The following is a 24,046-nucleotide window of genomic DNA, read 5'->3' on the forward strand; positions in this document are numbered from 1 at the left end:
TCAGATTTTATCTTTAAAAAACGTATTTTAAACAATCCATCAGCACAAGAGAAGTGACAATACGGTTTATGAAAATTTAATGTTTCACTCTGGATTTGTGGCAAAATAGAGTTAAATCTCTAAAATATGAATACTTTGTCCTAGCCGTTGGAATAAAGTCAGTATATAGAAAGGTCACTTATGAATGCTTTAACCCAAGAGCTTGTAGAGCTCTTAACCCTTGAAAAACTTGAAGAACATATTTTTCGTGGTCAAAGTCGAAATTTAGTTGGTAAGCGTGTTTTTGGTGGGCAAGTTTTAGGGCAAGCACTGCGAGCAGCATCATATACTGCTGATCGCCCGGTACATTCTTTACATGCATACTTTCTATATGGTGGGGATATCAATGCCCCAATCATTTATGAGGTGGATCGCTTACGTGATGGCAAAAGCTTCTTAAGCCGCCAAGTCCGTGCAATTCAGCATGGACGTACCATTTTTTCTGCAATGGTGTCATTTGCAACACCTGAAGAAGGCTTGAATTATCAAATTGCTGAGCCAGAATATCCAGCACCTGATGAATTAAAAGCTGAGCAAGAGCTTAAAGAAAATTTAATCAGTTTTATCCCAGAAAATATTCGCGCTGCGTTTATGCGTCCACGTCAGGTAGAAATTCGTCCGCTCAATGTGACCAACCCATTTCAACCACAACCTGAAGCGCCGTCTTATGCACATTACTTGCGTACGCACGAGCCATTAACTACAGAACAGGCGGATGATATCTCGTTAAATCAGGCAATTGTTGCGTTTTATTCGGACTATACCTTGATGATGACTGCTTTGCGCCCACATGGTCTCAATTACCTCTCGCCAAGTTTGCAATGTGCCAGTATTGATCATACGATCTATTTCCATAAACCAGTAAAAGCAGATGATTGGATGCTCTACGATATGGATGCAACCGTCAGTGCAAATTCACGCGGTCTGAATTTTGGTCGTATGTGGCAAAATGGCGAATTGGTTTGTAGTACGGTGCAAGAAGGTTTGATGCGAGTACGTGAAATCGAAAATCAATAATATAGTTTGTGCTGTGATTCTAATTCTAAATTAAGCCATCATCTGTGATGGCTTTTCTATTTTTTAGCAGAGCTTGTGACAAAAAAATGCTCGATTCTAAATAACTTCAATGGCATAGTTCAACGTGTAAATATTTATAATAGTCAGCGAAGATGAGTTTAAACACCCAAATTTTTATTGCAGCCATTCTTGGTGTGGCATTTGGATTTTTATTAAACCAATTCCCCAATACTCAATTTTTAGATGCCAGTATTTATGGTTTGAGCATCGCCAGTAGTATTTTTATTGGTTTATTGAAAATGCTTTTGGTTCCACTTATTTTTAGTTCAATCTTGGTGGGTGTTTCAAACTTAGAAGCGGGTAGTCAACTCAGTCGAGTTTGGAAAATAACCTTGGCTTGTTGTGTGACCACAACGACATTGGCACTTATTCTTGGTTTAGCGTCGACACATCTATTCAATGTTGGACAAGGTGTGGATATTGCAATGTTTCAAGATGCAATGAATCAACATAAAAGCCCAGATTCATTGACCCCCAGTTCGTTTTTAACCAATTTTATTCAAAATACCCTCATCAATCCATTTAAAGCATTTAGTGATGGTAATGTTTTGGCAGTCGTGCTGTTTGCTTTGTTATTGGGCTTGGCATTGGTACATGGCGGAGAGCGGTTTAATTCAATCAAACAACTGGCACGTCAGTTTTTTGACATTATGATGATGTTAGTTGGTTGGGTGATGAAAGTTGCGCCGATTGGTATTTTTGCTTTGATGGCAAAGCTGATTGCAACAGAAGACATCTCTATTTTAAGCCGTCTTGCTGAGTTTGCTATTGTTGTTACGGGAACCACTATATTTCATGGTGTCGTAGTTCTGCCATTGTTGTTATGGATCTTTGGAAAAATGGATCCGATTACCTTTTTTAAAGGAACGCGTGCAGCATTAATTACAGCATTTGCAACCAGTTCAAGTTCTGCAACCATGCCTTTGAGTTTAAAGTGTACTCAAGAAAATTTAGGCGTGCGCCCACAAATTGCAGGCTTTGTGATTCCTTTCGGTTCTCAGTTAAACATGGATGGAACAGCACTTTATGAAGCAGCAGCAGCGCTTTTTATTGCCAATTTAATGGGTTTAGAGTTATCAATTACCCAACAAGTGATTGTCTGTCTGACTGCGATGATTGCTTCATTGGGTGCGCCGGGTATTCCAAGTGCGGGCATGGTCACTATGATTATGGTGCTACAATCTGTGGGATTACCAGCGGAAGCAATTGCGATTCTTCTGCCAATTGACCGTATTCTCGATACTGTACGTACTGTAGTGAATGTACAAGGGGATATGATGATTAGTGTGGTTGTTGACCGAAATACCCAAGATATGGAAAGTCCAACCTAGTGTATGGTTAGGATCTTGTTCTAAAAGATTGACCCAAAAAAGCAGGATCTAAATCCTGCTTTTTTTATTTGATTTCAGTATCACTATTCAATAGTTATTATGCTGCAACTCTAGGCAATGCACGTTTTGCCGCAGGAGATTGATCCAAATAAGCAATCGCATCTTCTGTTTTAGCTTCATGTACGGGATCATACCAAGGCATTAAATAGCCCAATTGCTGTGAAACTAGCCATAATGGATGCGGCATTAAGCGATTATCTGATTGTGCGATACTCGCCCATTCACGCCAAATCCAAGGCTTATAGAATGCAGGCTTTTTATCTGCATAACGTGGGTCTTGCCCCATGATATGTGCAGCACCATCAACCCATAAGCCCAATACAGCGGCAATCACGATAACGCTTTGATAATAACGAGAAATATAACCACCACCTAAATGGCGATATAGATCAAAAGCCACTGTACGGTGTTCAATCTCTTCGGCACCATGCCATTTGACTAAATCAAGCATATTTGGATCTGCACCCAATTCCGCCCATTTTTTATTATAAAGTGCATATTTACCCAAGACACAAGTCATATGTTCAACAGTGGCGACGATACCTAAGCGGAACAAATCCCATTGATGATCGAGGACTTTGGGTACTTTAAAGCCGAGTGGTTGATCTGCAAGTAATTTGCCAAACAAGAAATCCATAATCTCAAGATTACGTTGAATATCAATATTACGCACAGTTAAGTATTCTTTATTTGCCGAAGCATGTGCTTGAGCATGCATGGCTTCTTGGCGGATAAAAGCACGAACATCTTCAGCTAATTTTTCATCTGTGATTTTGGGTAAAACACGATTGTATAAACGGCAGAACCAAAATTCACCTGCTGGGAGAATATTGTTAATTTCATTGATAAAGTAGCTGACAAATGGCTGATTTGGAATCCAATCGACAGGGGTATCTTGCCATTCAAATTTCACTTTACGTGGTTTGATGTGGTACTGAATAGATGATCCAATCCGACTGTTCTTTAATTTAGCGAGTAACTTCATCACAGTGTCCTAATTTTTCTTTGGTGATTTCACACTTTATTATTCAAGTATAAAAAAATGTCCTAAATAGTTATTAGCAATTTAGGACATTCCAGTATCAATATGTGATGAATTTTGTTAGACAAGACTTTTTTATTTATGCTTGTGGATTTTCATCTACATTTCCATCAATATTTTCACTATTGAATTCGGATTCTTGATCCTGATCAATGAACTCATCATCCAGATCATCTTCAGTGGCTTCAGGAATTGCATCAATATCAAAATCTAAAGTTTTGTCTAAGGTGTAATTTAAGCGACCCGCCATAATTGACGCAAGTTCTTCTAGACCTTGCTTATTGAGTGATGAAAACAGTTGTATAGAAAAATTCAACTTCATTTTCTTCAACTGTTGTTGTACATCTAACAACACTTTACTGGCAGGACCACGGTTGAGTTTGTCTGATTTAGTCAACAGTACATGTACAAACAAGTGACGTGAATATGCCCATTCCAACATCATCACATCGAAGTGTTGTAAAGGGTGGCGAATATCCATGAGTAGAACCAGACCTTGTAAACTTTTTCGATGAATCAAATAATTCTCAAGTTCTTTTTGCCAGACAATTTTCATTGCTTCAGGTACAGCTGCATAACCATAACCTGGTAAATCGACAAGGCGTTGATCTGGATTACCTAAGCTAAAAAAGTTAATCATTTGCGTACGGCCAGGTCTTTTCGACGCGCGTGCCAATTGCTTTTGATTGGTCAATGCATTGATAGCACTTGATTTTCCGGCATTTGAACGGCCTGCAAAGGCAACTTCATAACCAGTATCTTCTACACAAAGATTCAGTTTAGGCGCACTCATCAGAAATTCAGCTTTACGCAACCAATTCAAAGATGAAGTTGAGTATTCTGAAATCGCAGGATCAGCCTTTTTTTCATAACTGATTTTTTGTTTAGGGGCGCTTGAGGTCTTACTATTTTTAGACTTTCCACTGCTGCGATGCATATTTCAACTTCAATAAACGGATAAACAAAGTGCATTATAAAGGAAGTCGGAGATTCAAGCGAATTTTGATCGTGTTAACTGAAATATTGGCTATTGGGATGCTGGACGATGAGCCTTTGTGACTTAAACATTGAGATTGGGAATGGGTGAGTTTACGATCTTTGGATGTTGTGGTGGCGCATTGAGAACATCGGCAACAGTATAGTGATCTAGACTTTGATAAAACTGTTCAACGGCCTGATCTAAAATACCCTTTAAACCGCAACGTGGACGTAGCACACAAGGTGGCGTATTGCACTCTACAATTTGTGCATCACGTTGGAGAATTCGTACAATATGCCCTAAGCGAAATTCTAAGATATCTGGGTTTAAGCGCAAACCACCGCCTTTACCTCGTGTGGTAATTAACCAACCTTGTTTTCCCATAAAATGCACAATTTTGACCAAGTGATTTTCTGAAACATGCAAATCTTCTGCAATTTCAGCAATTGTATAAGGCATATCTTTTGGAGGCGCGATGTACATTAAGATGCGCAGGGCATAGTCGGTAAATTTATTTAGTTGCATGTAGGCTGCTCATCTATGGGTAAAGATGTATCTCATCCTGAAATAAATAAGGCCAGTCTATCATAGACCAGCCTTATAAAGAACGGATGGAGATTTAGATACCTGCACCACCCGTACCAAACGCTTCACTATGAATTTGTTCAGGTTTAATACCACGAGCCACCAATGCTTGGTGTTGTTGTTGCATAAATGGTATTGGGCCACAAAGATAATAATCAGCATGGGGTGGGAGTAATGCGGTATCAAGTGTTGCCAAGTCTAAACGACCAGCCACATCGTAATCTTCGCCAATAACATCACCGCTATGTGGGAACTCATAAGCTGTAAATGTACTGAGACGTGGGAATTTAGTTTTTTGCTCTTGGATATGTTGTTTCATTGCATGTACTTGGCTACTGCGACATGCATGGATAAAGCTAGCTGGTTGAGGCATGTCTAAAGTCACCAATTGATTAAGCATTGCAATCATTGGGGTTAAACCTACACCTGCACTAATGAAGACATTACGTTTGCTACTATCAATCAGGTAGAAGTTACCTGTTGGAGCAGACACTTCAATTTCTGAATCTTCAGCTAAGCCATGTAAAGTATTTGATACCCAACCACTTGCCAAATCACCTTTTTCATCTTCACGTTTAACTGAAATACGTAAATAGTCTATTTGTGGACTTGTTGATAGTGTGTATTGACGTGGTTGTTTTAAGCCTAACGCTTCAACAAATACTCGCACTGAAATATATTGACCTGCTTCATATTTAGGTAATGTGCCGCCATCGACTGGAGCAAGATAGAAAGAGGTAATTTCTTCGCTTTCATTCGCTTTTTTAACGATTTTAAATTTACGCCAACCTAACCAGCTACCTTGAGTTTGTTGGTGCTGCTCATAAATCGCTTTTTCAGTACTGATAAATAGATCGGCCAATTGTCCATAAGCTGCAGCCCATGCATCAATCAATGGATCTTCCATCGAAATACTTAATACTTCACTAATTGAATGTAATAGGTTTTCACCGACAATGTTGTAATCAGGTGCTTGAATATTCAGACTGACATGTTTGTGGGCAATCAGTTCAACCACAGGCAAAAGTACTGAAGGGTCTTCAATATTTTCAGCATATGCTAAAACAGCACCAGCCAAGGCTTGAGCCTGTGCACCACTACGTTGATGCCCCATGTTAAAGGTTTCTTTTAATTCAGGATTATTGCCGAGCATGCGGTTATAAAAATAACCAGTAAGTGCTACACCATTTTCGCGAAGAACAGGAACTGTTGCTTTTACAAGGTCAATTTGCTGCGGAGTCATTGTTGATCTCTCTTGGCTGTCATTTATAAGATGTATTTAAAATACATCTTATAAAGTGTATTTGCAATACACCTTTAATAAAAACACATAAAATAATTATGGTTTATTTTAAATTTAAGCCCTATTGATTGAAATCATTGGACTTATTTTTAAATTTTTTTAAATGATTTTTTAGATATGTTTAGATGGCTTGATTAAGCGAGATAAGCGAATGAAAAGATAAGCAAGAACATGCGCTATAAAATAGAGAATAAAAAAGGAGCGCTAACGCTCCTCACATTTGTGTTTAAGCGAATTAACGGCCACCAAATAATGAACCTAACAAACCGCGGACCAGTTTTTGTCCTGTAGGGCCGCCTAAAGTTCGTGCAGCACTTTTAGCAAAAGTTCCGATCACATCTTGAGTCAGTTTGGCACGCGCAGCTGCAGCTTTTGCTTCTTCTTTTTCTAAGCGTTCTTGCTCTTTGGCTTGTTGCTTATCGAGAGTCTGTTGTTGCTTTGTGAGCTCTTCTAATTGCTTGGCTTGTTGAGCTACAGCATCAAAAGCCACCTGCTGTTGTGAGCTATCAGAAACTTTACGTTGTAGCATTTCATAAGCGCTATCACGATCCACTTCATTGTCATAAACACCTGCGACAATACTTTGCGCCATCAATGCTTTTCGTTCATCTAAAGTAATTGGGCTAAATGATGAGTAGGGTGGCATCACCATCGCTCGTTCAACCACTTGAGGCGTACCTTGTTCATCTAGGCAACTAATAAGCGCTTCACCGACAGCTAGCTCTGTAATTGTTTGATCTACTTTAAACTCTGGATTGGCACGGAAGGTATCGGCAGCAGTTTTTACTGCTTTTTGATCTTTAGGGGTAAAGGCACGTAATGCATGTTGCACGCGGTTACCGAGCTGCCCTAAAACATTTTCTGGGATATCTAATGGACTTTGTGAGATAAAATAAATTCCGACACCTTTAGAGCGAATTAGACGGACCACTTGTTGAATTTTTTCTTGTAATGCTGGGCTGGCATTATCAAAGAGCAAATGCGCTTCATCAAAAAAGAACACCAATTTTGGCTTATCTAAGTCACCGACTTCAGGTAGCTTTTCAAATAACTCTGAAAGCATCCAAAGTAGAAAGGTTGCATAGAGCTTTGGTGTGTTCATCAGCTTATCCGCAGCCAATAGATTGATATAACCATGTCCATTGGCATCAGTTTGGATAAAATCCATAATATCAAGGCTTGGCTCACCAAAGAAACGTTGACCGCCCTGATCACCTAAGGCCAATAGATTACGTTGAATAGCACCTAAACTTGCTGGTGAGAGATTGCCGTATTCTGCTTTTAAAGCCGCAGCATTTTCACTGACATAGGTCAGCATGGTTTTTAAATCTTTAAAATCAATTAACAGTAAGCCTTGATCATCTGCAACACGGAACACCGCTGAAAGCACACCTTCTTGAGTGTCATTTAAATTCAGCATTTGCGAAAGTAACAGTGGGCCGATTTCAGAGATTGTGGTACGAATCGGATGTCCTTGCTCACCAAATAAATCCCAAAAAATAGTCGGTGATGCAGCAAAAGGGATACTGTCTATCCCTAAGCTTTTAATGCGTTCTTCAAATTTAGGATTGGTTGAACCTGCTTTGGCTATACTTGAAACGTCCCCTTTTGCATCAGCCAGAAATACGGGTACACCAATCCGTGAAAAACTTTCAGCAAGCACTTTAAGGGTAATGGTTTTGCCTGTCCCTGTGGCTCCTGCAATTAAGCCGTGACGGTTAGCAAATTGTGAATGTAATACAATATCTTGTGTTGTATCCGAAGTTTTTTTTGCGATGACGATTGGTGTACCCATTGTTATTCCTATAGCTTTAATTTGAGTTTGGATGTTTTTTATCTGACTCAATATTTATATCATTGTTGTTATACAAAATTGCATTAAATGATGATGTTGTAAATCTGTTTTTATTGTTGAATATGAATGTAGGGTGGTGCGAATTGTTTCCTGAAATGCAGAGGGAATAAGTAAAAACTAAATGTACTTTTTGCTGAATGAACTCTGCGCTTAATCGTGTTTAGAGGTGAGTATAGAGCCCTTGCCATCATTTGATATAGCAAAGACCCATATATTATGTATTAAGCCTGAATTGCTTGAAGCGCGTGTTGAATATCTTGGATTAAATCGTCTGGATGCTCTAAACCAATACAGAAACGAACCAATAGACCTTGCTCTAGATGTGCGCGTTCTAAATGACGCATGTCACTCAGATTATAAATCATGACTAAGCTGACAGGACCACCCCAACTAAAACCGAGTTTAAATAAAGATAAATGATCACAAAACTTTCGGATTTTGTTGATATCAAACTCAGGTTTAAAAATAACACTAACAAGACCAGCACTTTGTCCTGTTTGACAGGTCTGGTTCCAATAGGTGTGACTTATATTGTCAGAATCCGCAGGGTGTAAAATTTGAGCAAACGCATTTTGATTTTTTAGCCAATTTAAAATCTTTAAAGCACTTTGAGACTGATGCTCATAACGAATTTGCATTGAGGCCAAACTACGTTGCACTTGTGCGGCATCATCACCTGAAATCGCGATACCTTGAATGGCATGCATACGGAACAGCTTATGATGTAAAGCTTTATCTTGAGTGACCACAGATCCCATTAAAATATCACCTCCACCACTCGGGTATTTGGTCAAGGCATGTACACTGATATCTACGTTTAAATGTTCATGACTAAAATCAAAGGCATTAAAAGCTATACCAGCTCCCCAAGTATTGTCCAAGGCCGTCAGGATTTTCTTTGCTTTGGCTTTTTTGACTAAATTAACAAGATCCGGAAATTCAAGTGTGACTGAACCTGCGGCTTCTAACCAAATCAGTTTGGCATTTTCATTGGGTTGGAATGAGTCTGCATCAATAGGATTGTAAACTTGAACAATAATGCCATAACTTTTTTCAAGGTGACGTAGGTGTTCCATGTTGGGACCATAGATATTGTCTGCGACCCAAACTTCATCTCCATGACTTAAAAAACATGAATTGACTATGTTAATCGCAGATAAACCACTAGGTGCAAGTAAACAATATTCACCCCCTTCAATTTGAGCAATGTGATCGCCTAAGGTAAATGTTGTTGGTGTGCCATGTGTTCCATAACTATAATCGTAACGATCTGTCCAATGGCGATTAAATAGTGCATCGGTATTTTCAAATATAATTGTTGACGCACGAAATAGGGGAGGCTGTATTGTATTTATATATTGTGGTGCTTTACGAGAAGAATGAATTAAAGCAGTAACTGGTTCTTGTTTCACAGGAATACTCAATTTTTGTTAATAGCTGGACTAAAGTAAGCAAAACATAATCGCTCAGTGACGAAAAGCAATAAATTGTGAAAAATAATAAATAAAATTGATATTGGCTTCATTTTTGCATTTATCAGACTATGTTTTGTGATTTGTAGCGTAATTGATACAACAAGAATAGGTGATAACATGAAAAAACTTAAAGTGCATTATTTTCAGCATATTGCAGGTGAAGGCTTTGGAAGCTGTTATGAGTATTTGAAAGCAATGGGCGCAGAAATTACTGCAACAGAATTTTTTGCTTTACCTATAGATTCTCAGTTAGAAATAGAAGCTTTACCGCATGTCAATGATGTGGATTTACTCATCATTATGGGTGGGGAAATGAGTGTAAATGATGAAGCTAACTATCCTTGGTTAAAGGTTGAAAAACGATGGATTCGCCGCTATTTAGCATCGGAAAAGCCTGCAATCGGTTTGTGTTTGGGTGGGCAGCTGATAGCCAATGCTCTAGGTGCTAATGTTCGACGTAATACTGTACGGGAAATCGGTTGGACCTTGGTCAATAAAAGCAACCATGTGCCAGAAGATTATTTCCAATTGCCTGAGCGGGTCAATGTCATGCAATGGCATAGTGAGACCTTTGATATTCCTAAAGGTGCAATTCGTTTGGCGGAGAATCCAGCATGTCCCAACCAACTTTATCAAATAGGCAAGAATGTGTTGGGATTTCAGTTTCATCCAGAAATCACCCCGCATAGCTTAAAAATTTTCATTGAACATGAAGAAGAGGATATGGTGTTTAGTGGGCTACACAGTCAATCATTATTGGATTTAAAAAAATCACAACAAATGGACTATGTGATTGGTAATCAGTTACTCAATCATGCGATTGACTACGTTTTGAGGGTTTAAGTTGGTGTTTAAATAATAAGCGCTTTATTTATAATTAATTACTCAAAAAAAGGTAAAAATGTCCAAATAAGTTTGCTTAAGTGTTAAACAATCGTTATAATGAGCGACCCTCCAATATGGTGGGGTGAATGGCGAAGAAAGTCATTCAGATCGTTACAGTCGTGGCATCGATCACGACCTTAGTGATTTTCACTGCCTTTGACACTTGCCTACTTTAGTGGGGTGAGATGCGTCAAGGGTGATTCTTTATATATTTGGCTTGGAGTTAACTGGTATGTCTAACCAGAGAATTCGTATCCGTCTTAAGTCTTTTGATCATCGTTTAATTGATCAATCTTCTCAAGAGATCGTAGAAACAGCAAAACGTACTGGCGCACAAGTATGTGGTCCAATTCCGATGCCTACTCGCATCGAACGTTTTAACGTTTTAACGTCACCACACGTGAACAAAGATGCGCGTGACCAATATGAAATCCGCACATATAAACGTTTGATCGACATCGTTCAACCTACAGACAAAACTGTAGATGCGTTGATGAAGTTGGATCTTGCAGCTGGTGTTGATGTTCAGATCGCATTGGGTTAAGGCTTTCGGTTAATTAACGCTTTATAAGTTAATTAGGCCGCTTTTTTAGAGGTTTATGCACATGGCTATTGGTTTAGTCGGTCGCAAGTGCGGTATGACACGTATCTTTACAGATGCTGGTGTTTCTGTGCCTGTAACAGTGATTGAGGTTGATCCTAACCGTATCACTCAAATCAAAACGCTTGAAACTGATGGTTATCAAGCGATTCAAATCACTACTGGTGAACGTCGCGAATCTCGCGTAACAAATGCTCAGAAAGGTCACTTTGCGAAAGCTGGTGTGGCTGCTGGTCGTTTAGTTAGCGAATTCCGTGCTACAGAAGCTGATCTTGAAGGTCGTGAAGTTGGTGGAACTATCGGTGTTGATTTGTTCGCAGTAGGTCAAGTTGTTGACGTAACTGGTCAATCAAAAGGTAAAGGCTTCCAAGGTGGTGTTAAGCGTTGGAACTTCCGTACGCAAGATGCTACACATGGTAACTCTTTGTCGCATCGTGTTTTGGGTTCTACAGGTCAAAACCAGACCCCTGGTCGCGTATTTAAAGGCAAAAAAATGGCTGGCCATTTAGGTGCTGAACGCGTAACAGTTCAAGGTCTTGAAATTGTATCTATCGACGCAGAACGTTCAGTTCTTGTTGTTAAAGGTGCGATTCCTGGTGCTACTGGTGGCGACGTTATCGTTCGTCCTACGATCAAGGCCTGAGGGGAAATAACGTGAATTTAAAAACTGTTTCCGGCTCTGCTGTTGAATTATCAGAAGTAGCTTTCGGTCGTGATTTTAATGAAGCTCTTGTACACCAAGTTGTTACAGCTTATTTAGCTGGTGGTCGTCAAGGTTCTAAAGCTCAGAAATCACGTGCAGACGTTTCTGGCGGTGGTAAGAAACCATTCCGTCAAAAAGGTACTGGCCGAGCTCGTGCGGGTTCTATTCGTAGCCCAATCTGGGTTGGTGGTGGTAAAACTTTTGCTGCTCGTCCACAAGATTGGTCTCAAAAAGTTAACCGTAAAATGTACCGCGGTGCAATGCAATGTATCTTAGCTGAACTTGTTCGCCAAGATCGTCTTGTTCTAGTTGAAGAGTTTGCTGTTGAAGCACCTAAAACTAAAGAATTGCTTGCTAAACTTAACGGCTTGAACGCTACTCGCGCATTAATCGTTACTGAAGCTGTAGATGAAAATCTATATTTAGCTGCTCGTAACCTTCCACACGTTGATGTGGTTGATGCTGCTGGGATCGATCCTGTTGGCTTGATCGCGTTTGATAAAGTTGTTATGTCTGTTGCGGCTGCTAAGAAGATTGAGGTAGAACTCGGATGAACAACGAACGTATCTATCAAGTCCTAAAAGGGCCTGTTTTTTCAGAAAAAGCACAAGTTCTAGGCGAAACTGCTGGTGTTCAAGTTTTTAAGGTTGCTATTGATGCAAACAAACTTGAAATCAAAAAAGCAGTAGAGCAATTGTTTGGTGTAGAAGTTGTTAAAGTTAACACGACTATCACTAAAGGTAAGACTAAGCGCTTTGGTAAAACATTGGGACGTCGTTCTGATGTTAAAAAAGCATACGTCACCCTGAAAGCTGGCCAAGATGTTGAAATGGCTGACTTGGGCGATACCGCTGAAAGCACAGCGGAATAAGGACGAAAATTATGCCAATTCAAAAATGTAAGCCAACGTCTCCAGGACGTCGCTTTGTAGAGAAGGTGGTTCATAATCATCTTCACAAAGGCGCGCCTTATGCACCGTTGGTTGAAGCTAAGAAACGTACTGGTGGTCGTAATAATAATGGTCACATTACCACTCGTCATGTTGGTGGTGGTCATAAACAAAACTACCGTATTGTTGACTTCAAACGTAACAAAGACGGCATCCCAGCTGTAGTTGAGCGTATTGAATACGATCCTAACCGTACATCTCATATTGCTTTATTGAAATATGCTGACGGTGAACGTCGTTATATTATTGCCGCTAAAGGCTTACGTGCTGGTGATAAAGTACAATCTGGTAACGATGCTCCAATTCGTCCAGGTAACTGCTTGCCGCTTCGTAATATGCCTATCGGTTCTACATTACATAACATTGAGCTTAAAATCGGTAAAGGTGCACAGTTAGTGCGTTCTGCTGGTACTTCTGCTCAATTGTTGGGTCGTGACGGTTCTTACGCAATTATTCGTCTTCGTTCAGGCGAAATGCGTAAAGTACACGTTGAATGTCGCGCTGTGTTAGGTGAAGTATCTAACTCAGAAAGCAACCTTCGTTCACTTGGTAAAGCAGGTGCTGCACGCTGGCGTGGTGTTCGTCCTACCGTTCGTGGTATGGCGATGAACCCAGTTGACCATCCACATGGTGGTGGTGAAGGGCGTAACAAAGGTATTCAACCTGTAAGCCCATGGGGTCAAAAAGCTAAAGGGTACAAAACACGTACCAATAAGCGTACGACTAAGATGATCATTCGCGACCGTCGCGTTAAGTAACAAGTAAAGGAATCTGACAATGCCTCGTTCTCTGAAAAAAGGCCCATTCGTCGATGCGCACTTGTTCGCTAAGGTTGAAGCGGCTATCGCGGCTAATAACCGTAAGCCGATCAAAACTTGGTCGCGTCGTTCGATGATCCTCCCGGATTTTGTTGGTTTAACAATTTCTGTACATAATGGTCGTAACCATGTTCCAGTGATCGTATCTGAACATATGGTTGGTCACAAACTCGGTGAATTCGCGCCAACTCGTACCTATCGTGGTCACGGTGTTGACAAGAAGTCTAAACGTTAAGGTGCTATGATGGAAGTTACTGCTAAATTACGCGGTGCCGCTATCTCGGCACAAAAAACTCGTTTGGTTGCAGATCTAATCCGTGGCAAATCTATTGCTCACGCGCTTAATATCTTAAACTTCAGCAACAAGAAAGCTGCAGTTATAGTAAAAAAAGCATTGGAATCTGCAATTGCAAACGCTGAACATAATAACAGTTTAGATGTAGACGACCTTAAGGTTACTACGATTTACGTTGATGAAGGCACGAGCCTTAAACGTATTATGCCACGTGCTAAAGGCCGTGCAGATCGTATTACTAAGCGTACTTGTCACATTACCGTTAAGGTAGGGGTTTGATATGGGTCAGAAGGTTCATCCAATCGGTATCCGCCTTGGTGTTGTAAAACGTCATAACGCCAACTGGTATGCGAGTCCGAAACAATACGCTGAATATTTGCTTAAAGATCTTCAAGTTCGTGAGTTTTTAACTAAAAAACTTAAAAGCGCGATGATCAGCAAAATTCTTATCGAACGTCCTACAGGCGCTGCTAAAGTAACTATTAGCACTGCTCGTCCAGGTATCGTTATCGGTAAAAAAGGCGAAGACATTGAGAAATTACAGCGTGAACTCACCAAGATTATGGGTGTTCCAGCGCAAGTAAGCATCAACGAAATCGATCGCCCAGATTTAGACGCTCGTTTAGTTGCTGAAGCAATTGCTTCACAATTAGAGAAGCGTGTAATGTTCCGTCGTGCTATGAAGCGTGCGGTTCAAAACACTATGCGTGCTGGTGCTAAAGGTATCAAAGTTGAGGTTTCTGGTCGTTTAGGTGGTGCAGAAATTGCACGTACTGAATGGTATCGTGAAGGTCGTGTACCTTTACATACACTTCGTGCTGACATCGACTATGCAACTATGCGTGCTGAAACTACTTACGGTACGATTGGTGTTAAAGTTTGGATTTTCCGTGGTGAGATCTTAGGTGGCATGAAACAAGTCATGAACCCTGCTCCTGCTGAAGAACGTCCAGCTAAACGCGGTCGCGGTCGTGGTGAAGGTCAAGAGCGTCGTGGTCGTCGCAATGATCGTTCTGCTGAAAAAGGAGAATAATCCATGTTGCAACCTAAACGTACTAAATTCCGTAAGGTGCAAAAGGGCCGTAACACTGGTCTAGCGCATCGTGGTAGCACAGTATCTTTCGGTACAATCGCACTTAAATCTGTTGAGCGTGGTCAAATGACTGCTCGTCAAATCGAAGCTGCGCGTCGTACAATTAGCCGTCGTGTTAAACGTGGTGGTAAGATCTTTATCCGTGTTTTCCCAGACAAACCAATTACTGAAAAGCCATTAGAAGTTCGTATGGGTAAAGGTAAAGGTTCTGTGGAATACTGGGTTTGCCAAATCAAACCAGGTAAGATCTTGTACGAAATGGATGGTGTTAGTGAAGAATTGGCACGCGAAGCGTTTACGCTTGCAGCTGCTAAGCTTCCATTTAAAACCACTATCGTTACTAAGACGGTGATGTAATGAAAACTAAAGATCTACGTGAAAAATCGGTAGAAGAGTTGGCAGCTTTGCTAGATGAGCAACAGCTTAACCAATTCCGTCTTCGTATGGCGAAAGCAACTGGTCAATTGGGTAAGTCGCATGAAGTTGCGTTAACTCGTAAGACTATTGCTCGTATCAAGACCCTCCTTACCGAAAAACAGGGGAACGCACAATGAGTGAGCAAACAGTTCGCACGTTAACAGGCAAAGTAGTAAGTGACAAAATGGACAAGTCTATTGTTGTACTTATTGAACGCCGCGTTCAACACCCGTTGTATGGCAAATCAATCCGCCGTTCAACAAAATTACACGCTCATGATGAGAATAACACTGCTAAAACTGGCGATGTTGTAACCATTAAAGAAAGCCGCCCAATTTCAAAAACTAAAGCTTGGACTTTAGTGGAAGTTATTGAAGCAGCTGCTGAGTAATTAGACGTTCTTGTTGCATCATCGGTCAATTTCGAGTACTCTTTGAGCCTTTCGAAATTGCGACCGGTGATGCTCGGTTTTGGAGTAGGGCAATGATTCAGACCGAAAGTATGCTAGACGTAGCAGACAACAGTGGTGCTCGCCGCGTACAATGTATTAAAGTACTAGGTGGTTCACATCGTCGTTATGCTTCTGTTGGCGACATTATTAAAGTTACTGTAAAAGAAGCAATTCCACGTGGCCGTGTTAAAAAGGGTGACGTGATGAATGCAGTTGTAGTTCGTACTAAATTCGGTATTCGTCGTCCAGACGGTTCTGTGATCCGTTTTGATGATAATGCTGCAGTTATCTTGAACAACAACAAGGCTCCGATTGCCACTCGTATTTTCGGACCAGTGACTCGTGAACTTCGTACTGAACAGTTCATGAAAATCATTTCATTGGCTCCTGAAGTTCTATAATAGAGGCAATCATGGCTAAGATTAGAAAAGGCGATCAAGTAATTGTGATCGCAGGTAAAGAAAAAGGCAAACAGGGTACTGTTTTGTCTGTTTCAAATGACCAAGTTAAGGTTGAAGGCCTTAATTTAGTTAAGAAGCATCAAAAGCCGAACCGTGCAACAGGTGCTGAAGGCGCTATCGTTACACAAGAAGCTTCGCTTCATATTTCAAACGTGGCAGTTTTTAATGCTGCAACCCAAAAGGCTGACCGTGTTGGTTACCAAGTGATTGAAGGCACGAAAACTCGTGTTTATAAATCAAATGGTGAATCAGTGGCGGTAGCGAAGTAATAGGTTGAACTAGGCTATGGCCAGACTTAAAACACGTTATAACGACGAAATCCGAGCTAAGTTGAAAGAAGAACTTGGTTTGGGCAACGTGATGGAAATTCCTCGCGTTACTAAAATCACCATCAACATGGGTGTTGGTGCAGCTTCAGCTGACAAGAAATTGTTAGATGGCGCTTTGGCGGATATGCAAGCTATTGCTGGTCAAAAACCAGTTCTTACATTAGCGCGTAAATCAATCGCTGGTTTTAAAATCCGTGATGGTTGGCCGATTGGTTGTAAAGTAACTTTACGCGGCGAACAAATGTACGAATTCTTAGACCGTTTGATCTCTATTGCGATTCCTCGTATTCGTGACTTCCGCGGTTTTTCTGCGAAATCATTCGATGGTCGTGGTAATTATTCAATGGGTCTCAAGGAACAAATTATGTTCCCTGAAATCGATTTTGATAAGATCGATCGTATTCGTGGTATGGATATTACTATCACTACGACTGCTCGTACTGATGACGAAGGCCGTGCGCTAATCCGTGCATTCGGCTTCCCGTTCAAATAAGAGGTCGATATGGCTAAGAAAAGTATGATTAATCGCGAATTGAAACGCGAAACTACAGTTGCTAAATACGCTGCAAAACGTGCTGAATTAAAAGCTACGATTGCAAACGTAAATGCATCTGATGAAGAACGTTTCGAAGCGATGATGAAGTTACAAGCATTACCACGTAATGCGTCTCCAGTACGTCTTCGTAACCGTTGTGGTTTAACTGGTCGTCCTCATGGTTACTTCCGTAAGTTCGGCTTAAGCCGTAACAAATTACGTGACACAGTAATGCAGGGTGATGTACCGGGCGTTGTTAAGGCAAGCTGGTAAGGAGCGACTATAAATGAGTATGCAAGATACCGTTGCCGACATGCTAACACGTGTTCGTAACGCACAAATGGCAAAGAAACAAACTGTTTCTATGCCTAATTCTAAGTTGAAAGTTGCAATTGCAAACGTACTTCAACAAGAAGGTTACATTTCAAATGTAGAAGTTGCTGATCTTGAAGGCAAAGCTACTTTGACAATTACTTTAAAATATTTTGAAGGCAAACCAGTTATCGAAACTGTGAAACGCGTAAGCCGCCCAGGTCTACGTCAGTATCGCGGTAAAGATGCACTTCCAAGCGTTAAGCAAGGTTTAGGTATTGCAATTGTTTCTACAAGCAAAGGCATCATGACTGATCGCGCTGCACGTGCTGCAGGCGTTGGTGGTGAAGTTATTGCTTTTGTTTCTTAATAGGTGATTCCTCATGTCTCGTGTGGCTAAAGCCCCAGTAACTGTACCTAACGGTGTAGCAGTTACTCAGAACGGCCGGCAGGTCGAAGTGAAAGGCAGCAAAGGTACGTTGTCTTTCAACCTGCATGCGCTGGTCGAGCTTAAACAGGAAGAAGGTCAACTTCATATTGCTCCAGTTAAAGAATCTCGCGATTCTTGGATGCAAGCTGGTACTGCTCGCGCTGTTCTTAATAACCTTGTAAAAGGTGTTAATGAAGGCTTCGAACGTAAGTTACAACTTATCGGTGTTGGTTATAAAGCTGCGGTTAAAGGTACAGTTGTGAACCTTAACCTTGGTTATTCTCATCCGATTGATTACGCTCTTCCTGAAGGTGTAACTGCTGAAACTCCGACTGCTACTGAAATCATTTTGAAATCAGCTAACAAGCAATTGTTAGGTCAAGTTGCTGCAGAAATCCGTGGTTATCGTCCACCAGAGCCGTATAAAGGTAAAGGTGTTCGCTATTCTGACGAAGTTGTACTTCGTAAAGAAGCTAAGAAGAAATAAGGCGCGAGGTTCTTATGAACGAAAAGAAACAATCCCGTTTGCGTCGTGCGAAAAGCACACGCTTGCACATTCGTGCATTGGGTGCGACTCGCTTGTGTGTAAACCGCACGCCGCGTCACATCTATGCTCAAGTTATTTCTGCAGATGGTGGCAAAGTATTAGCGCAAGCTTCTACTTTGGATGCATCTTTACGTAGCGGAACTACAGGTAATGTAGATTCAGCAACTAAAGTAGGTGCTTTAATCGCAGAACGTGCAAAGGCTGCTGGTGTAACTAAAGTTGCATTTGACCGTTCTGGTTTTAAATATCATGGTCGTATCAAAGCCTTGGCTGATGCTGCTCGTGAAAACGGCTTGGAGTTCTAATCATGGCTAAAGTTGAACAAAACGAAGGTCTTGTTGAAAAGCTGGTTGCCGTTGATCGTGTAGCCAAAGTTGTTAAGGGTGGTCGTATCTTCTCTTTCACAGCATTGACTGTTGTGGGTGATGGTAATGGTCGTGTAGGTTTTGGTCGCGGTAAAGCGCGTGAAGTTCCAGCTGCTATTTCTAAAGCACTTGAAGCTGCACGCCGCAACATGATCACTGTTGATCTTGTTGATGGTACTGTACAACATCCTATTCATGCTCGTCATGGCGCTAGCCGTGTTTACATGCAACCTGCATCAGAAGGTACTGGCGTAATCGCTGGTGGTTCTATGCGCGCAGTTTTAGAAGCTGCGGGTGTACGTAACGTATTGACGAAATGTTATGGTTCTACTAACGCGGCTAACGTTGTAAATGCAACTTTTAACGGTTTACGTGATATGACGTCTCCTGAGAAAGTTGCTGCTAAACGTGGTCTTTCAGTAGAACAAATTTTAGGGTAATCAATCATGAAAACGATTAAAGTTACCCAGACTAAATCTTCTTCGCATCGTTTGAAAAATCACAAACTTTGCCTACAAGGTTTAGGTCTGCGTCGTATTGGTCATACAGTAGAAGTAATAGATACACCTTCTAACCGTGGTATGATCAACAAAGTCTACTATATGGTTAGTGTAGAGGAATAAGCCATGACTCTGCGTTTAAATGAGCTTGCACCTGCTGAAGGTGCAAAACGTGACAACCGTCGTTTAGGCCGTGGTATCGGTTCTGGCGTTGGTAAGACTGGTGGCCGTGGTGTCAAAGGTCAAAAATCACGTAAAAGTGGTGGCGTTCGTCCAGGCTTTGAAGGTGGTCAAACTGCGTTATATCGTCGTTTACCTAAATTCGGTTTCACAAGCCAATTGGCTTTGAAAACTGCTGAAGTACGTTTGTCTGAACTTGCTAAAGTTGAAGGTGATATTGTTTCACTTGAAACTTTGAAAGCTGCGAATGTTGTACGTAAAGATATGTTGCGTGCTCGTGTTGTTCTTTCTGGTGAAATCACTCGTGCATTCACTGTTCAAGGTGTTGCATTGACTAAAGGCGCTAAAGCTGCTCTTGAAGCTGCTGGCGGTAAAGTCGAGGAGTAATCGCGAGTGACTATGTCTCCTAGTTCTTCAGGTCATGTCAACATGATGAAAGGTCAACCATTTCACGTGAAATATCGTGAAATTATTCGCCGATTAATGTTCTTGATTGGTGCATTGGTAGTCTTTCGACTAGGAGCGCATATTCCGCTGCCGGGTATTGATAATGTTGCTCTAGAACGTTTTTTCAAAGCTAATGAAGGTACTTTTTTAGGTTTGTTTAATATGTTCTCGGGTGGAGCATTAGAACGAATGTCCATTCTTGCGTTAGGGATCATGCCGTATATTTCTGCATCAATTATTGTGCAGTTGATGTCGACAGTGGTTCCTTCGTTAGAAGCATTGAAGAAAGAAGGCGAGCAAGGTAAGCGTAAGATTAATCAATATACGCGTTATGGCACCCTATTACTTGCATTAGTCCAAGGTATTGGAATGTGTGCTGGTCTAATCAGTCAAGGTATTACTTTGACTTCAGGATTAGCTTTTTACATTCCTGCGCTAACATCGTTAGTTGCAGGTACCATGTTCTTAATGTGGTTAGGCGAGCAAATTACTGAACGTGGTGTTGGTAATGGTATCTCAATGATTATCTTTGCAGGTATTGTTGCTGGTTTACCAAATTTAGTGATTCAGGCATTTACTTCGGTAGATAATGGTCAATCAAGTTTAATTGGTTTGGCTATCTTTGGATTGCTATCAGTTGCTGTTTTAGCAGCAATTGTGTTTATTGAAAAAGCTCAACGTCGTATACCTGTGAACTATGCTCAAAAACAGCAAGGTCGTCGTGTATTCACTGCACAGCAAACGCATTTGCCATTGAAAATCAACATGGCAGGGGTTATTCCAGCAATTTTCGCTAGTTCGTTATTGTTGTTCCCTGCAAGTTTAGGTCAATGGTTAGGCAGTGCTGATCCAAATGCAGGAATTGTAAAACGTAGCCTACAAGATTTGGCATTGGTATTATCGCCTGGACAACCGTTATATTTAGTGCTCTTCGGTGCGTTAATTATCTTTTTCTGTTATTTCTATACGGCGCTAGTTTTTAGCCCGAAAGAAGTATCAGAGAACTTGAAACGCAGTGGAGCTTATGTACCTGGTATTCGCCCAGGTGAGCAAACTGCTCGTTACTTAGATCATATTCTTAATCGTTTGACGTTTATTGGTGCAATCTACATTACCGTCATCTGTTTAATGCCGATGATTTTACAGAGTTCTTTTGGTATTCCATTCCATTTGGGTGGTACATCATTACTCATCGTAGTTGTAGTTGTTATGGACTTTATGGCTCAGCTTCAAGCCCACTTAACATCACATCAATATGACGATCAATCGTTAATGAGAAAAACGACTGCTCATCCTAAGGGATAAGCGCACTTAGAAGGTTTCATCATGAAAGTACAAGCTTCTGTAAAGAAAATTTGTGGTAGCTGTAAAGTTATCCGTCGTAATGGGGTTATTCGCGTAATTTGCAGCGCAGAACCTCGTCATAAGCAGCGTCAAGGTTAATTTAATTAAGACCTGTTGATTTCAGTAGGCTAATTAGGTTATTATCCGCCCCTCAAGATTTTTGTGGGGCGGTTGATTATCTCTACTGCCTTTTTGGAGAAATTTGAATGGCTCGTATTGCCGGTGTAAACATTCCGGATAACAAGCATGCTGTTATCTCTCTTACGTATATTTTTGGTATTGGTCGCCACACAGCTAAGAACATTTTAGCTGCTGCAGGTATTACGACTACTACGAAAATTCGTGAATTAGATGATGCTCAGCTTGATGCGATTCGTGCAGAAATTGCTAAGGTTCCGACCGAAGGTGATTTACGTCGCGAAATTTCCATGAACATTAAACGTTTAATGGATTTAGGCTGCTACCGCGGTCTTCGTCATCGTCGCAGCTTGCCTGTTCGCGGACAACGCACCAAAACTAACGCACGTACCCGTAAAGGTCCGCGCAAACCTATTAAGAAATAAGATTTCTGGAAGCTAAAAGATGGCTAAAGATACTCGCGCACGCAAGAAGGTCACTCGTACCGTCTCTGAAGGTGTTGCACACATTCACGCTTCTTTTAATAACACCATTGTTACGATTACTGATCGTCAAGGTAATGCATTGGCTTGGGCTACTTCAGGTGGACAAGGCTTCCGTGGATCACGTAAATCAACTCCGTTTGCTGCTCAGGTAGCTGCTGAAGTTGCTGGTAAAGCTGCTTTAGATTACGGTTTGAAAAACTTGGACGTCCTTGTTAAAGGTCCTGGTCCAGGTCGTGAATCTGCGGTTCGTGCATTAGGTGCAGTGGGTTATAAAATTAACAGCATTACCGACGTGACACCGATCCCTCACAACGGTTGCCGTCCACCTAAAAAACGTCGCGTGTAAGGAGAAACATTCATGGCTCGTTATATTGGTCCAAAATGCAAACTCTCTCGCCGCGAAGGGACAGACCTGCAATTAAAATCTGGCGTTAAACCATTTGACGTCAAAACAAAAAAATCTGCTAAAGCTCCTGGTCAACATGGCCAAAGCCGTGCTAAACAATCAGAGTATTCACTACAATTACGTGAAAAACAAAAAGTACGTCGTATGTACGGTGTTTTAGAGCGTCAATTTAGTAATTACTACAAAGAAGCTGCTCGTGTTAAAGGCGCAACAGGTGAAAACTTGTTGAAATTGCTTGAAAGCCGCCTCGATAACGTTGTTTATCGCATGGGTTTTGGTTCTACACGTGCAGAAGCTCGTCAGCTAGTATCTCATCGTTCAATCACTTTAAATGGTCGTCGTGTTAACATCGCGTCTATCCAAGTTAAAGCGGGCGACGTGATTGCAGTTCACGAAAGCGCTAAACAACAATTACGTATCAAAAACGCGATTGAATTAGCTGCTCAACGTGGCACAGCTGCTTGGATTGAAGTAGATCATTCAAAACTTGAAGGTACATTTAAAGCTGCACCAGATCGTTCTGATTTACCTGCTGAAATCAACGAAAGCTTGATTGTAGAATTGTATTCTAAATAATCCTTGAGGTAGCAATAATGACGCGTACTGCAAACGAGTTTCTAACCCCGCAAGCGATCAAAGTCGAAGCGGCAAGCGGGACCTCGGCAAAAGTGATTCTTGAACCATTAGAGCGTGGCTTTGGTCATACTCTTGGTAATGCTTTACGTCGCATCCTATTATCTTCTTTGCCTGGCGCAGCCGTGGTTGAAGTAGAGATAGAGGGTGTCGAGCACGAGTACAGTACTTTAGAAGGCTTGCAGCAGGACATCGTCGAGCTCTTGCTGAACCTAAAAGGATTGTCTATTAAGCTGTTCGATCAAAACGAAGCATATTTGACATTGGAAAAACAAGGTCCTGGCGATATTACTGCTGCTGACCTTCGTTTACCACATAATGTTGAAGTGGTTAACCCTGAACATTTGATTGGTACTTTAAGTGCTTCAGGCTCATTAAAAATGCGCTTGAAAGTTTCTCAAGGTCGTGGTTATGAAACTTCTGACTCACGTTTCCCTGAAGGCGAAACGCGTCCTGTAGGTCGTCTACAGTTAGATGCTTCTTATAGCCCGATTAAACGTGTTTCTTACACAGTTGAAAATGCTCGTGTAGAACAACGTACTGACCTTGATAAGCTCGTCATTGATCTTGAAACGAATGGAACTGTAGATCCTGAAGAAGCTATCCGTAAAGCGGCAACAATCTTGCAACAACAAATTGCAATTTTTGTTGATCTTCAGAAAGATCAAGCTCCAGTTGCTCAAGAGCCACGTGAAGAAGTTGATCCAATCTTGCTTCGTCCAGTTGATGATCTAGAGCTTACTGTTCGTTCTGCTAACTGTTTGAAAGCAGAAAATATTTACTACATTGGTGATCTAGTACAGCGTACTGAGGTTGAGTTACTTAAAACTCCTAACCTTGGTAAAAAATCGCTTACTGAGATCAAAGATGTTCTGGCTTCTAAGGGCTTACAGCTCGGCATGCGTTTAGAGAACTGGCCACCAGCTAGTCTCCGTATGGACGATCGTTTCGCCTATCGTAGCCGTTAATTAAGTAG

35 protein-coding genes and 1 pseudogene are annotated in these 24,046 nt (G+C 41.2%); 30 read left to right on the forward strand and 6 right to left on the reverse strand.

Translation table 11 applies throughout. The features are described from left to right. The first annotated feature begins 180 nt into the window (after window positions 1-180). Both AC2G3J_RS01925 and AC2G3J_RS01930 read left to right on the forward strand, forming a co-directional pair. Window positions 181-1,056, forward strand: a complete 876-nt coding sequence (locus AC2G3J_RS01925; protein WP_336953488.1) for an acyl-CoA thioesterase — start codon at window positions 181-183, stop codon at window positions 1,054-1,056. Window positions 1,057-1,208: 152 nt separating this feature from the next. Continuing rightward, window positions 1,209-2,447: a dicarboxylate/amino acid:cation symporter gene (locus AC2G3J_RS01930; protein WP_336953489.1), complete on the forward strand. Its 1,239-nt coding sequence runs from the start codon at window positions 1,209-1,211 to the stop codon at window positions 2,445-2,447. Window positions 2,448-2,544: 97 nt separating this feature from the next. Here AC2G3J_RS01930 and AC2G3J_RS01935 read toward each other — a convergent pair whose 3' ends face one another. The 6 genes from AC2G3J_RS01935 to AC2G3J_RS01960 form a co-directional block, all read right to left on the reverse strand. Next, window positions 2,545-3,492, reverse strand: coding sequence for a metal-dependent hydrolase (locus tag AC2G3J_RS01935; RefSeq protein ID WP_056512178.1), 948 nt, complete (start codon window positions 3,490-3,492; stop codon window positions 2,545-2,547). 136 nt (window positions 3,493-3,628) lie between these two features. Further along, entirely contained in the window at window positions 3,629-4,486 is an 858-nt protein-coding gene (gene yihA, locus AC2G3J_RS01940; RefSeq protein ID WP_004816856.1) for a ribosome biogenesis GTP-binding protein YihA/YsxC, read from the reverse strand. A 123-nt stretch (window positions 4,487-4,609) separates the two neighbouring features. Further along, window positions 4,610-5,053 carry an RrF2 family transcriptional regulator gene (locus AC2G3J_RS01945; protein ID WP_419819903.1) on the reverse strand — a complete coding sequence of 148 codons (444 nt, stop codon included), beginning with the start codon at window positions 5,051-5,053 and terminating at the stop codon, window positions 4,610-4,612. Between the two features lie 94 nt (window positions 5,054-5,147). Beyond that, window positions 5,148-6,356: an NO-inducible flavohemoprotein gene (gene hmpA / locus AC2G3J_RS01950; protein ID WP_483770590.1), complete on the reverse strand. Its 1,209-nt coding sequence runs from the start codon at window positions 6,354-6,356 to the stop codon at window positions 5,148-5,150. A 295-nt stretch (window positions 6,357-6,651) separates the two neighbouring features. Continuing rightward, window positions 6,652-8,211 carry a helicase HerA-like domain-containing protein gene (locus AC2G3J_RS01955; protein ID WP_483770591.1) on the reverse strand — a complete coding sequence of 520 codons (1,560 nt, stop codon included), beginning with the start codon at window positions 8,209-8,211 and terminating at the stop codon, window positions 6,652-6,654. A gap of 281 nt (window positions 8,212-8,492) precedes the next feature. Continuing rightward, window positions 8,493-9,683 (reverse strand): PLP-dependent transferase, encoded by a 1,191-nt coding sequence (locus AC2G3J_RS01960; RefSeq protein ID WP_483770592.1) that lies wholly within the window; start codon window positions 9,681-9,683, stop codon window positions 8,493-8,495. A 180-nt stretch (window positions 9,684-9,863) separates the two neighbouring features. Here AC2G3J_RS01960 and AC2G3J_RS01965 point away from each other — a divergent pair, with 180 nt between their 5' ends. The 28 genes and pseudogenes from AC2G3J_RS01965 to AC2G3J_RS02100 all read left to right on the forward strand — a co-directional run bounded on the left by AC2G3J_RS01965 (window position 9,864) and on the right by AC2G3J_RS02100 (window position 24,038). Then, the gene (locus tag AC2G3J_RS01965) at window positions 9,864-10,589 is read left to right on the forward strand and encodes a type 1 glutamine amidotransferase (RefSeq protein WP_419327703.1); all 726 of its coding nucleotides are present in this window, start codon (window positions 9,864-9,866) and stop codon (window positions 10,587-10,589) included. Window positions 10,590-10,863: 274 nt separating this feature from the next. Further along, window positions 10,864-11,175 carry a 30S ribosomal protein S10 gene (gene rpsJ, locus AC2G3J_RS01970; RefSeq protein WP_004725677.1) on the forward strand — a complete coding sequence of 104 codons (312 nt, stop codon included), beginning with the start codon at window positions 10,864-10,866 and terminating at the stop codon, window positions 11,173-11,175. Between the two features lie 61 nt (window positions 11,176-11,236). Further along, on the forward strand, window positions 11,237-11,875 hold the full coding sequence (gene rplC / locus AC2G3J_RS01975; protein ID WP_004725679.1) for a 50S ribosomal protein L3: 639 nt from the start codon (window positions 11,237-11,239) through the stop codon (window positions 11,873-11,875). Window positions 11,876-11,886: 11 nt separating this feature from the next. Then, window positions 11,887-12,489: a 50S ribosomal protein L4 gene (gene rplD / locus AC2G3J_RS01980; protein ID WP_004725681.1), complete on the forward strand. Its 603-nt coding sequence runs from the start codon at window positions 11,887-11,889 to the stop codon at window positions 12,487-12,489. Next, window positions 12,486-12,806: a 50S ribosomal protein L23 gene (gene rplW / locus AC2G3J_RS01985; RefSeq protein ID WP_004725684.1), complete on the forward strand. Its 321-nt coding sequence runs from the start codon at window positions 12,486-12,488 to the stop codon at window positions 12,804-12,806. The genes rplD and rplW overlap by 4 nt, the downstream gene beginning before the upstream one ends. Before the next feature lie 11 nt (window positions 12,807-12,817). Further along, entirely contained in the window at window positions 12,818-13,642 is an 825-nt protein-coding gene (gene rplB / locus AC2G3J_RS01990; RefSeq protein WP_004725686.1) for a 50S ribosomal protein L2, read from the forward strand. Between the two features lie 19 nt (window positions 13,643-13,661). Further along, window positions 13,662-13,937: a 30S ribosomal protein S19 gene (gene rpsS / locus AC2G3J_RS01995; RefSeq protein ID WP_004281508.1), complete on the forward strand. Its 276-nt coding sequence runs from the start codon at window positions 13,662-13,664 to the stop codon at window positions 13,935-13,937. Window positions 13,938-13,946: 9 nt separating this feature from the next. After that, entirely contained in the window at window positions 13,947-14,276 is a 330-nt protein-coding gene (gene rplV / locus AC2G3J_RS02000) for a 50S ribosomal protein L22 (RefSeq protein WP_004725688.1), read from the forward strand. 1 nt (window position 14,277) lies between these two features. Next, window positions 14,278-15,094, forward strand: a pseudogene (rpsC, locus tag AC2G3J_RS02005) (30S ribosomal protein S3). Next, on the forward strand, window positions 15,034-15,447 hold the full coding sequence (gene rplP / locus AC2G3J_RS02010) for a 50S ribosomal protein L16 (RefSeq protein WP_004725694.1): 414 nt from the start codon (window positions 15,034-15,036) through the stop codon (window positions 15,445-15,447). The pseudogene rpsC and the gene rplP overlap by 61 nt, the downstream one beginning before the upstream one ends. Beyond that, the gene (rpmC, locus tag AC2G3J_RS02015; RefSeq protein ID WP_004725696.1) at window positions 15,447-15,644 is read left to right on the forward strand and encodes a 50S ribosomal protein L29; all 198 of its coding nucleotides are present in this window, start codon (window positions 15,447-15,449) and stop codon (window positions 15,642-15,644) included. The genes rplP and rpmC overlap by 1 nt, the downstream gene beginning before the upstream one ends. Further along, entirely contained in the window at window positions 15,641-15,898 is a 258-nt protein-coding gene (gene rpsQ, locus AC2G3J_RS02020; protein ID WP_004725698.1) for a 30S ribosomal protein S17, read from the forward strand. Before rpmC ends, rpsQ begins: the two co-directional genes overlap by 4 nt. A gap of 92 nt (window positions 15,899-15,990) precedes the next feature. Beyond that, complete coding sequence (gene rplN, locus AC2G3J_RS02025) at window positions 15,991-16,359, forward strand: 50S ribosomal protein L14 (RefSeq protein WP_004725701.1); 369 nt, start codon at window positions 15,991-15,993, stop codon at window positions 16,357-16,359. An 11-nt stretch (window positions 16,360-16,370) separates the two neighbouring features. Beyond that, on the forward strand, window positions 16,371-16,688 hold the full coding sequence (rplX, locus tag AC2G3J_RS02030; protein ID WP_336953494.1) for a 50S ribosomal protein L24: 318 nt from the start codon (window positions 16,371-16,373) through the stop codon (window positions 16,686-16,688). A 16-nt stretch (window positions 16,689-16,704) separates the two neighbouring features. After that, entirely contained in the window at window positions 16,705-17,241 is a 537-nt protein-coding gene (gene rplE / locus AC2G3J_RS02035) for a 50S ribosomal protein L5 (RefSeq protein ID WP_336953495.1), read from the forward strand. A gap of 9 nt (window positions 17,242-17,250) precedes the next feature. Beyond that, entirely contained in the window at window positions 17,251-17,556 is a 306-nt protein-coding gene (gene rpsN, locus AC2G3J_RS02040) for a 30S ribosomal protein S14 (protein ID WP_004725707.1), read from the forward strand. Between the two features lie 13 nt (window positions 17,557-17,569). Next, complete coding sequence (gene rpsH, locus AC2G3J_RS02045) at window positions 17,570-17,965, forward strand: 30S ribosomal protein S8 (RefSeq protein WP_004725709.1); 396 nt, start codon at window positions 17,570-17,572, stop codon at window positions 17,963-17,965. A 13-nt stretch (window positions 17,966-17,978) separates the two neighbouring features. Continuing rightward, the gene (gene rplF, locus AC2G3J_RS02050) at window positions 17,979-18,512 is read left to right on the forward strand and encodes a 50S ribosomal protein L6 (RefSeq protein ID WP_004725711.1); all 534 of its coding nucleotides are present in this window, start codon (window positions 17,979-17,981) and stop codon (window positions 18,510-18,512) included. A 14-nt stretch (window positions 18,513-18,526) separates the two neighbouring features. After that, complete coding sequence (gene rplR, locus AC2G3J_RS02055) at window positions 18,527-18,877, forward strand: 50S ribosomal protein L18 (protein ID WP_004725713.1); 351 nt, start codon at window positions 18,527-18,529, stop codon at window positions 18,875-18,877. Window positions 18,878-18,879: 2 nt separating this feature from the next. Continuing rightward, complete coding sequence (gene rpsE, locus AC2G3J_RS02060; RefSeq protein WP_004725715.1) at window positions 18,880-19,377, forward strand: 30S ribosomal protein S5; 498 nt, start codon at window positions 18,880-18,882, stop codon at window positions 19,375-19,377. A gap of 6 nt (window positions 19,378-19,383) precedes the next feature. Next, on the forward strand, window positions 19,384-19,560 hold the full coding sequence (gene rpmD, locus AC2G3J_RS02065) for a 50S ribosomal protein L30 (RefSeq protein ID WP_004725717.1): 177 nt from the start codon (window positions 19,384-19,386) through the stop codon (window positions 19,558-19,560). Between the two features lie 3 nt (window positions 19,561-19,563). After that, window positions 19,564-20,004, forward strand: coding sequence for a 50S ribosomal protein L15 (rplO, locus tag AC2G3J_RS02070; RefSeq protein ID WP_336953496.1), 441 nt, complete (start codon window positions 19,564-19,566; stop codon window positions 20,002-20,004). A gap of 45 nt (window positions 20,005-20,049) precedes the next feature. Continuing rightward, window positions 20,050-21,369: a preprotein translocase subunit SecY gene (gene secY, locus AC2G3J_RS02075; RefSeq protein ID WP_171066869.1), complete on the forward strand. Its 1,320-nt coding sequence runs from the start codon at window positions 20,050-20,052 to the stop codon at window positions 21,367-21,369. Between the two features lie 21 nt (window positions 21,370-21,390). Continuing rightward, complete coding sequence (gene rpmJ, locus AC2G3J_RS02080; RefSeq protein ID WP_000867907.1) at window positions 21,391-21,507, forward strand: 50S ribosomal protein L36; 117 nt, start codon at window positions 21,391-21,393, stop codon at window positions 21,505-21,507. Window positions 21,508-21,614: 107 nt separating this feature from the next. Next, entirely contained in the window at window positions 21,615-21,971 is a 357-nt protein-coding gene (gene rpsM / locus AC2G3J_RS02085; RefSeq protein WP_336953497.1) for a 30S ribosomal protein S13, read from the forward strand. A gap of 19 nt (window positions 21,972-21,990) precedes the next feature. Beyond that, window positions 21,991-22,377 carry a 30S ribosomal protein S11 gene (rpsK, locus tag AC2G3J_RS02090; RefSeq protein ID WP_004281491.1) on the forward strand — a complete coding sequence of 129 codons (387 nt, stop codon included), beginning with the start codon at window positions 21,991-21,993 and terminating at the stop codon, window positions 22,375-22,377. Between the two features lie 12 nt (window positions 22,378-22,389). After that, on the forward strand, window positions 22,390-23,013 hold the full coding sequence (rpsD, locus tag AC2G3J_RS02095) for a 30S ribosomal protein S4 (RefSeq protein ID WP_004725725.1): 624 nt from the start codon (window positions 22,390-22,392) through the stop codon (window positions 23,011-23,013). 17 nt (window positions 23,014-23,030) lie between these two features. Further along, window positions 23,031-24,038 carry a DNA-directed RNA polymerase subunit alpha gene (locus AC2G3J_RS02100; protein WP_336953498.1) on the forward strand — a complete coding sequence of 336 codons (1,008 nt, stop codon included), beginning with the start codon at window positions 23,031-23,033 and terminating at the stop codon, window positions 24,036-24,038. Window positions 24,039-24,046 lie beyond the last annotated feature (8 nt).

The sequence above is a fragment of the Acinetobacter legionensis genome (genome assembly GCF_057165765.1).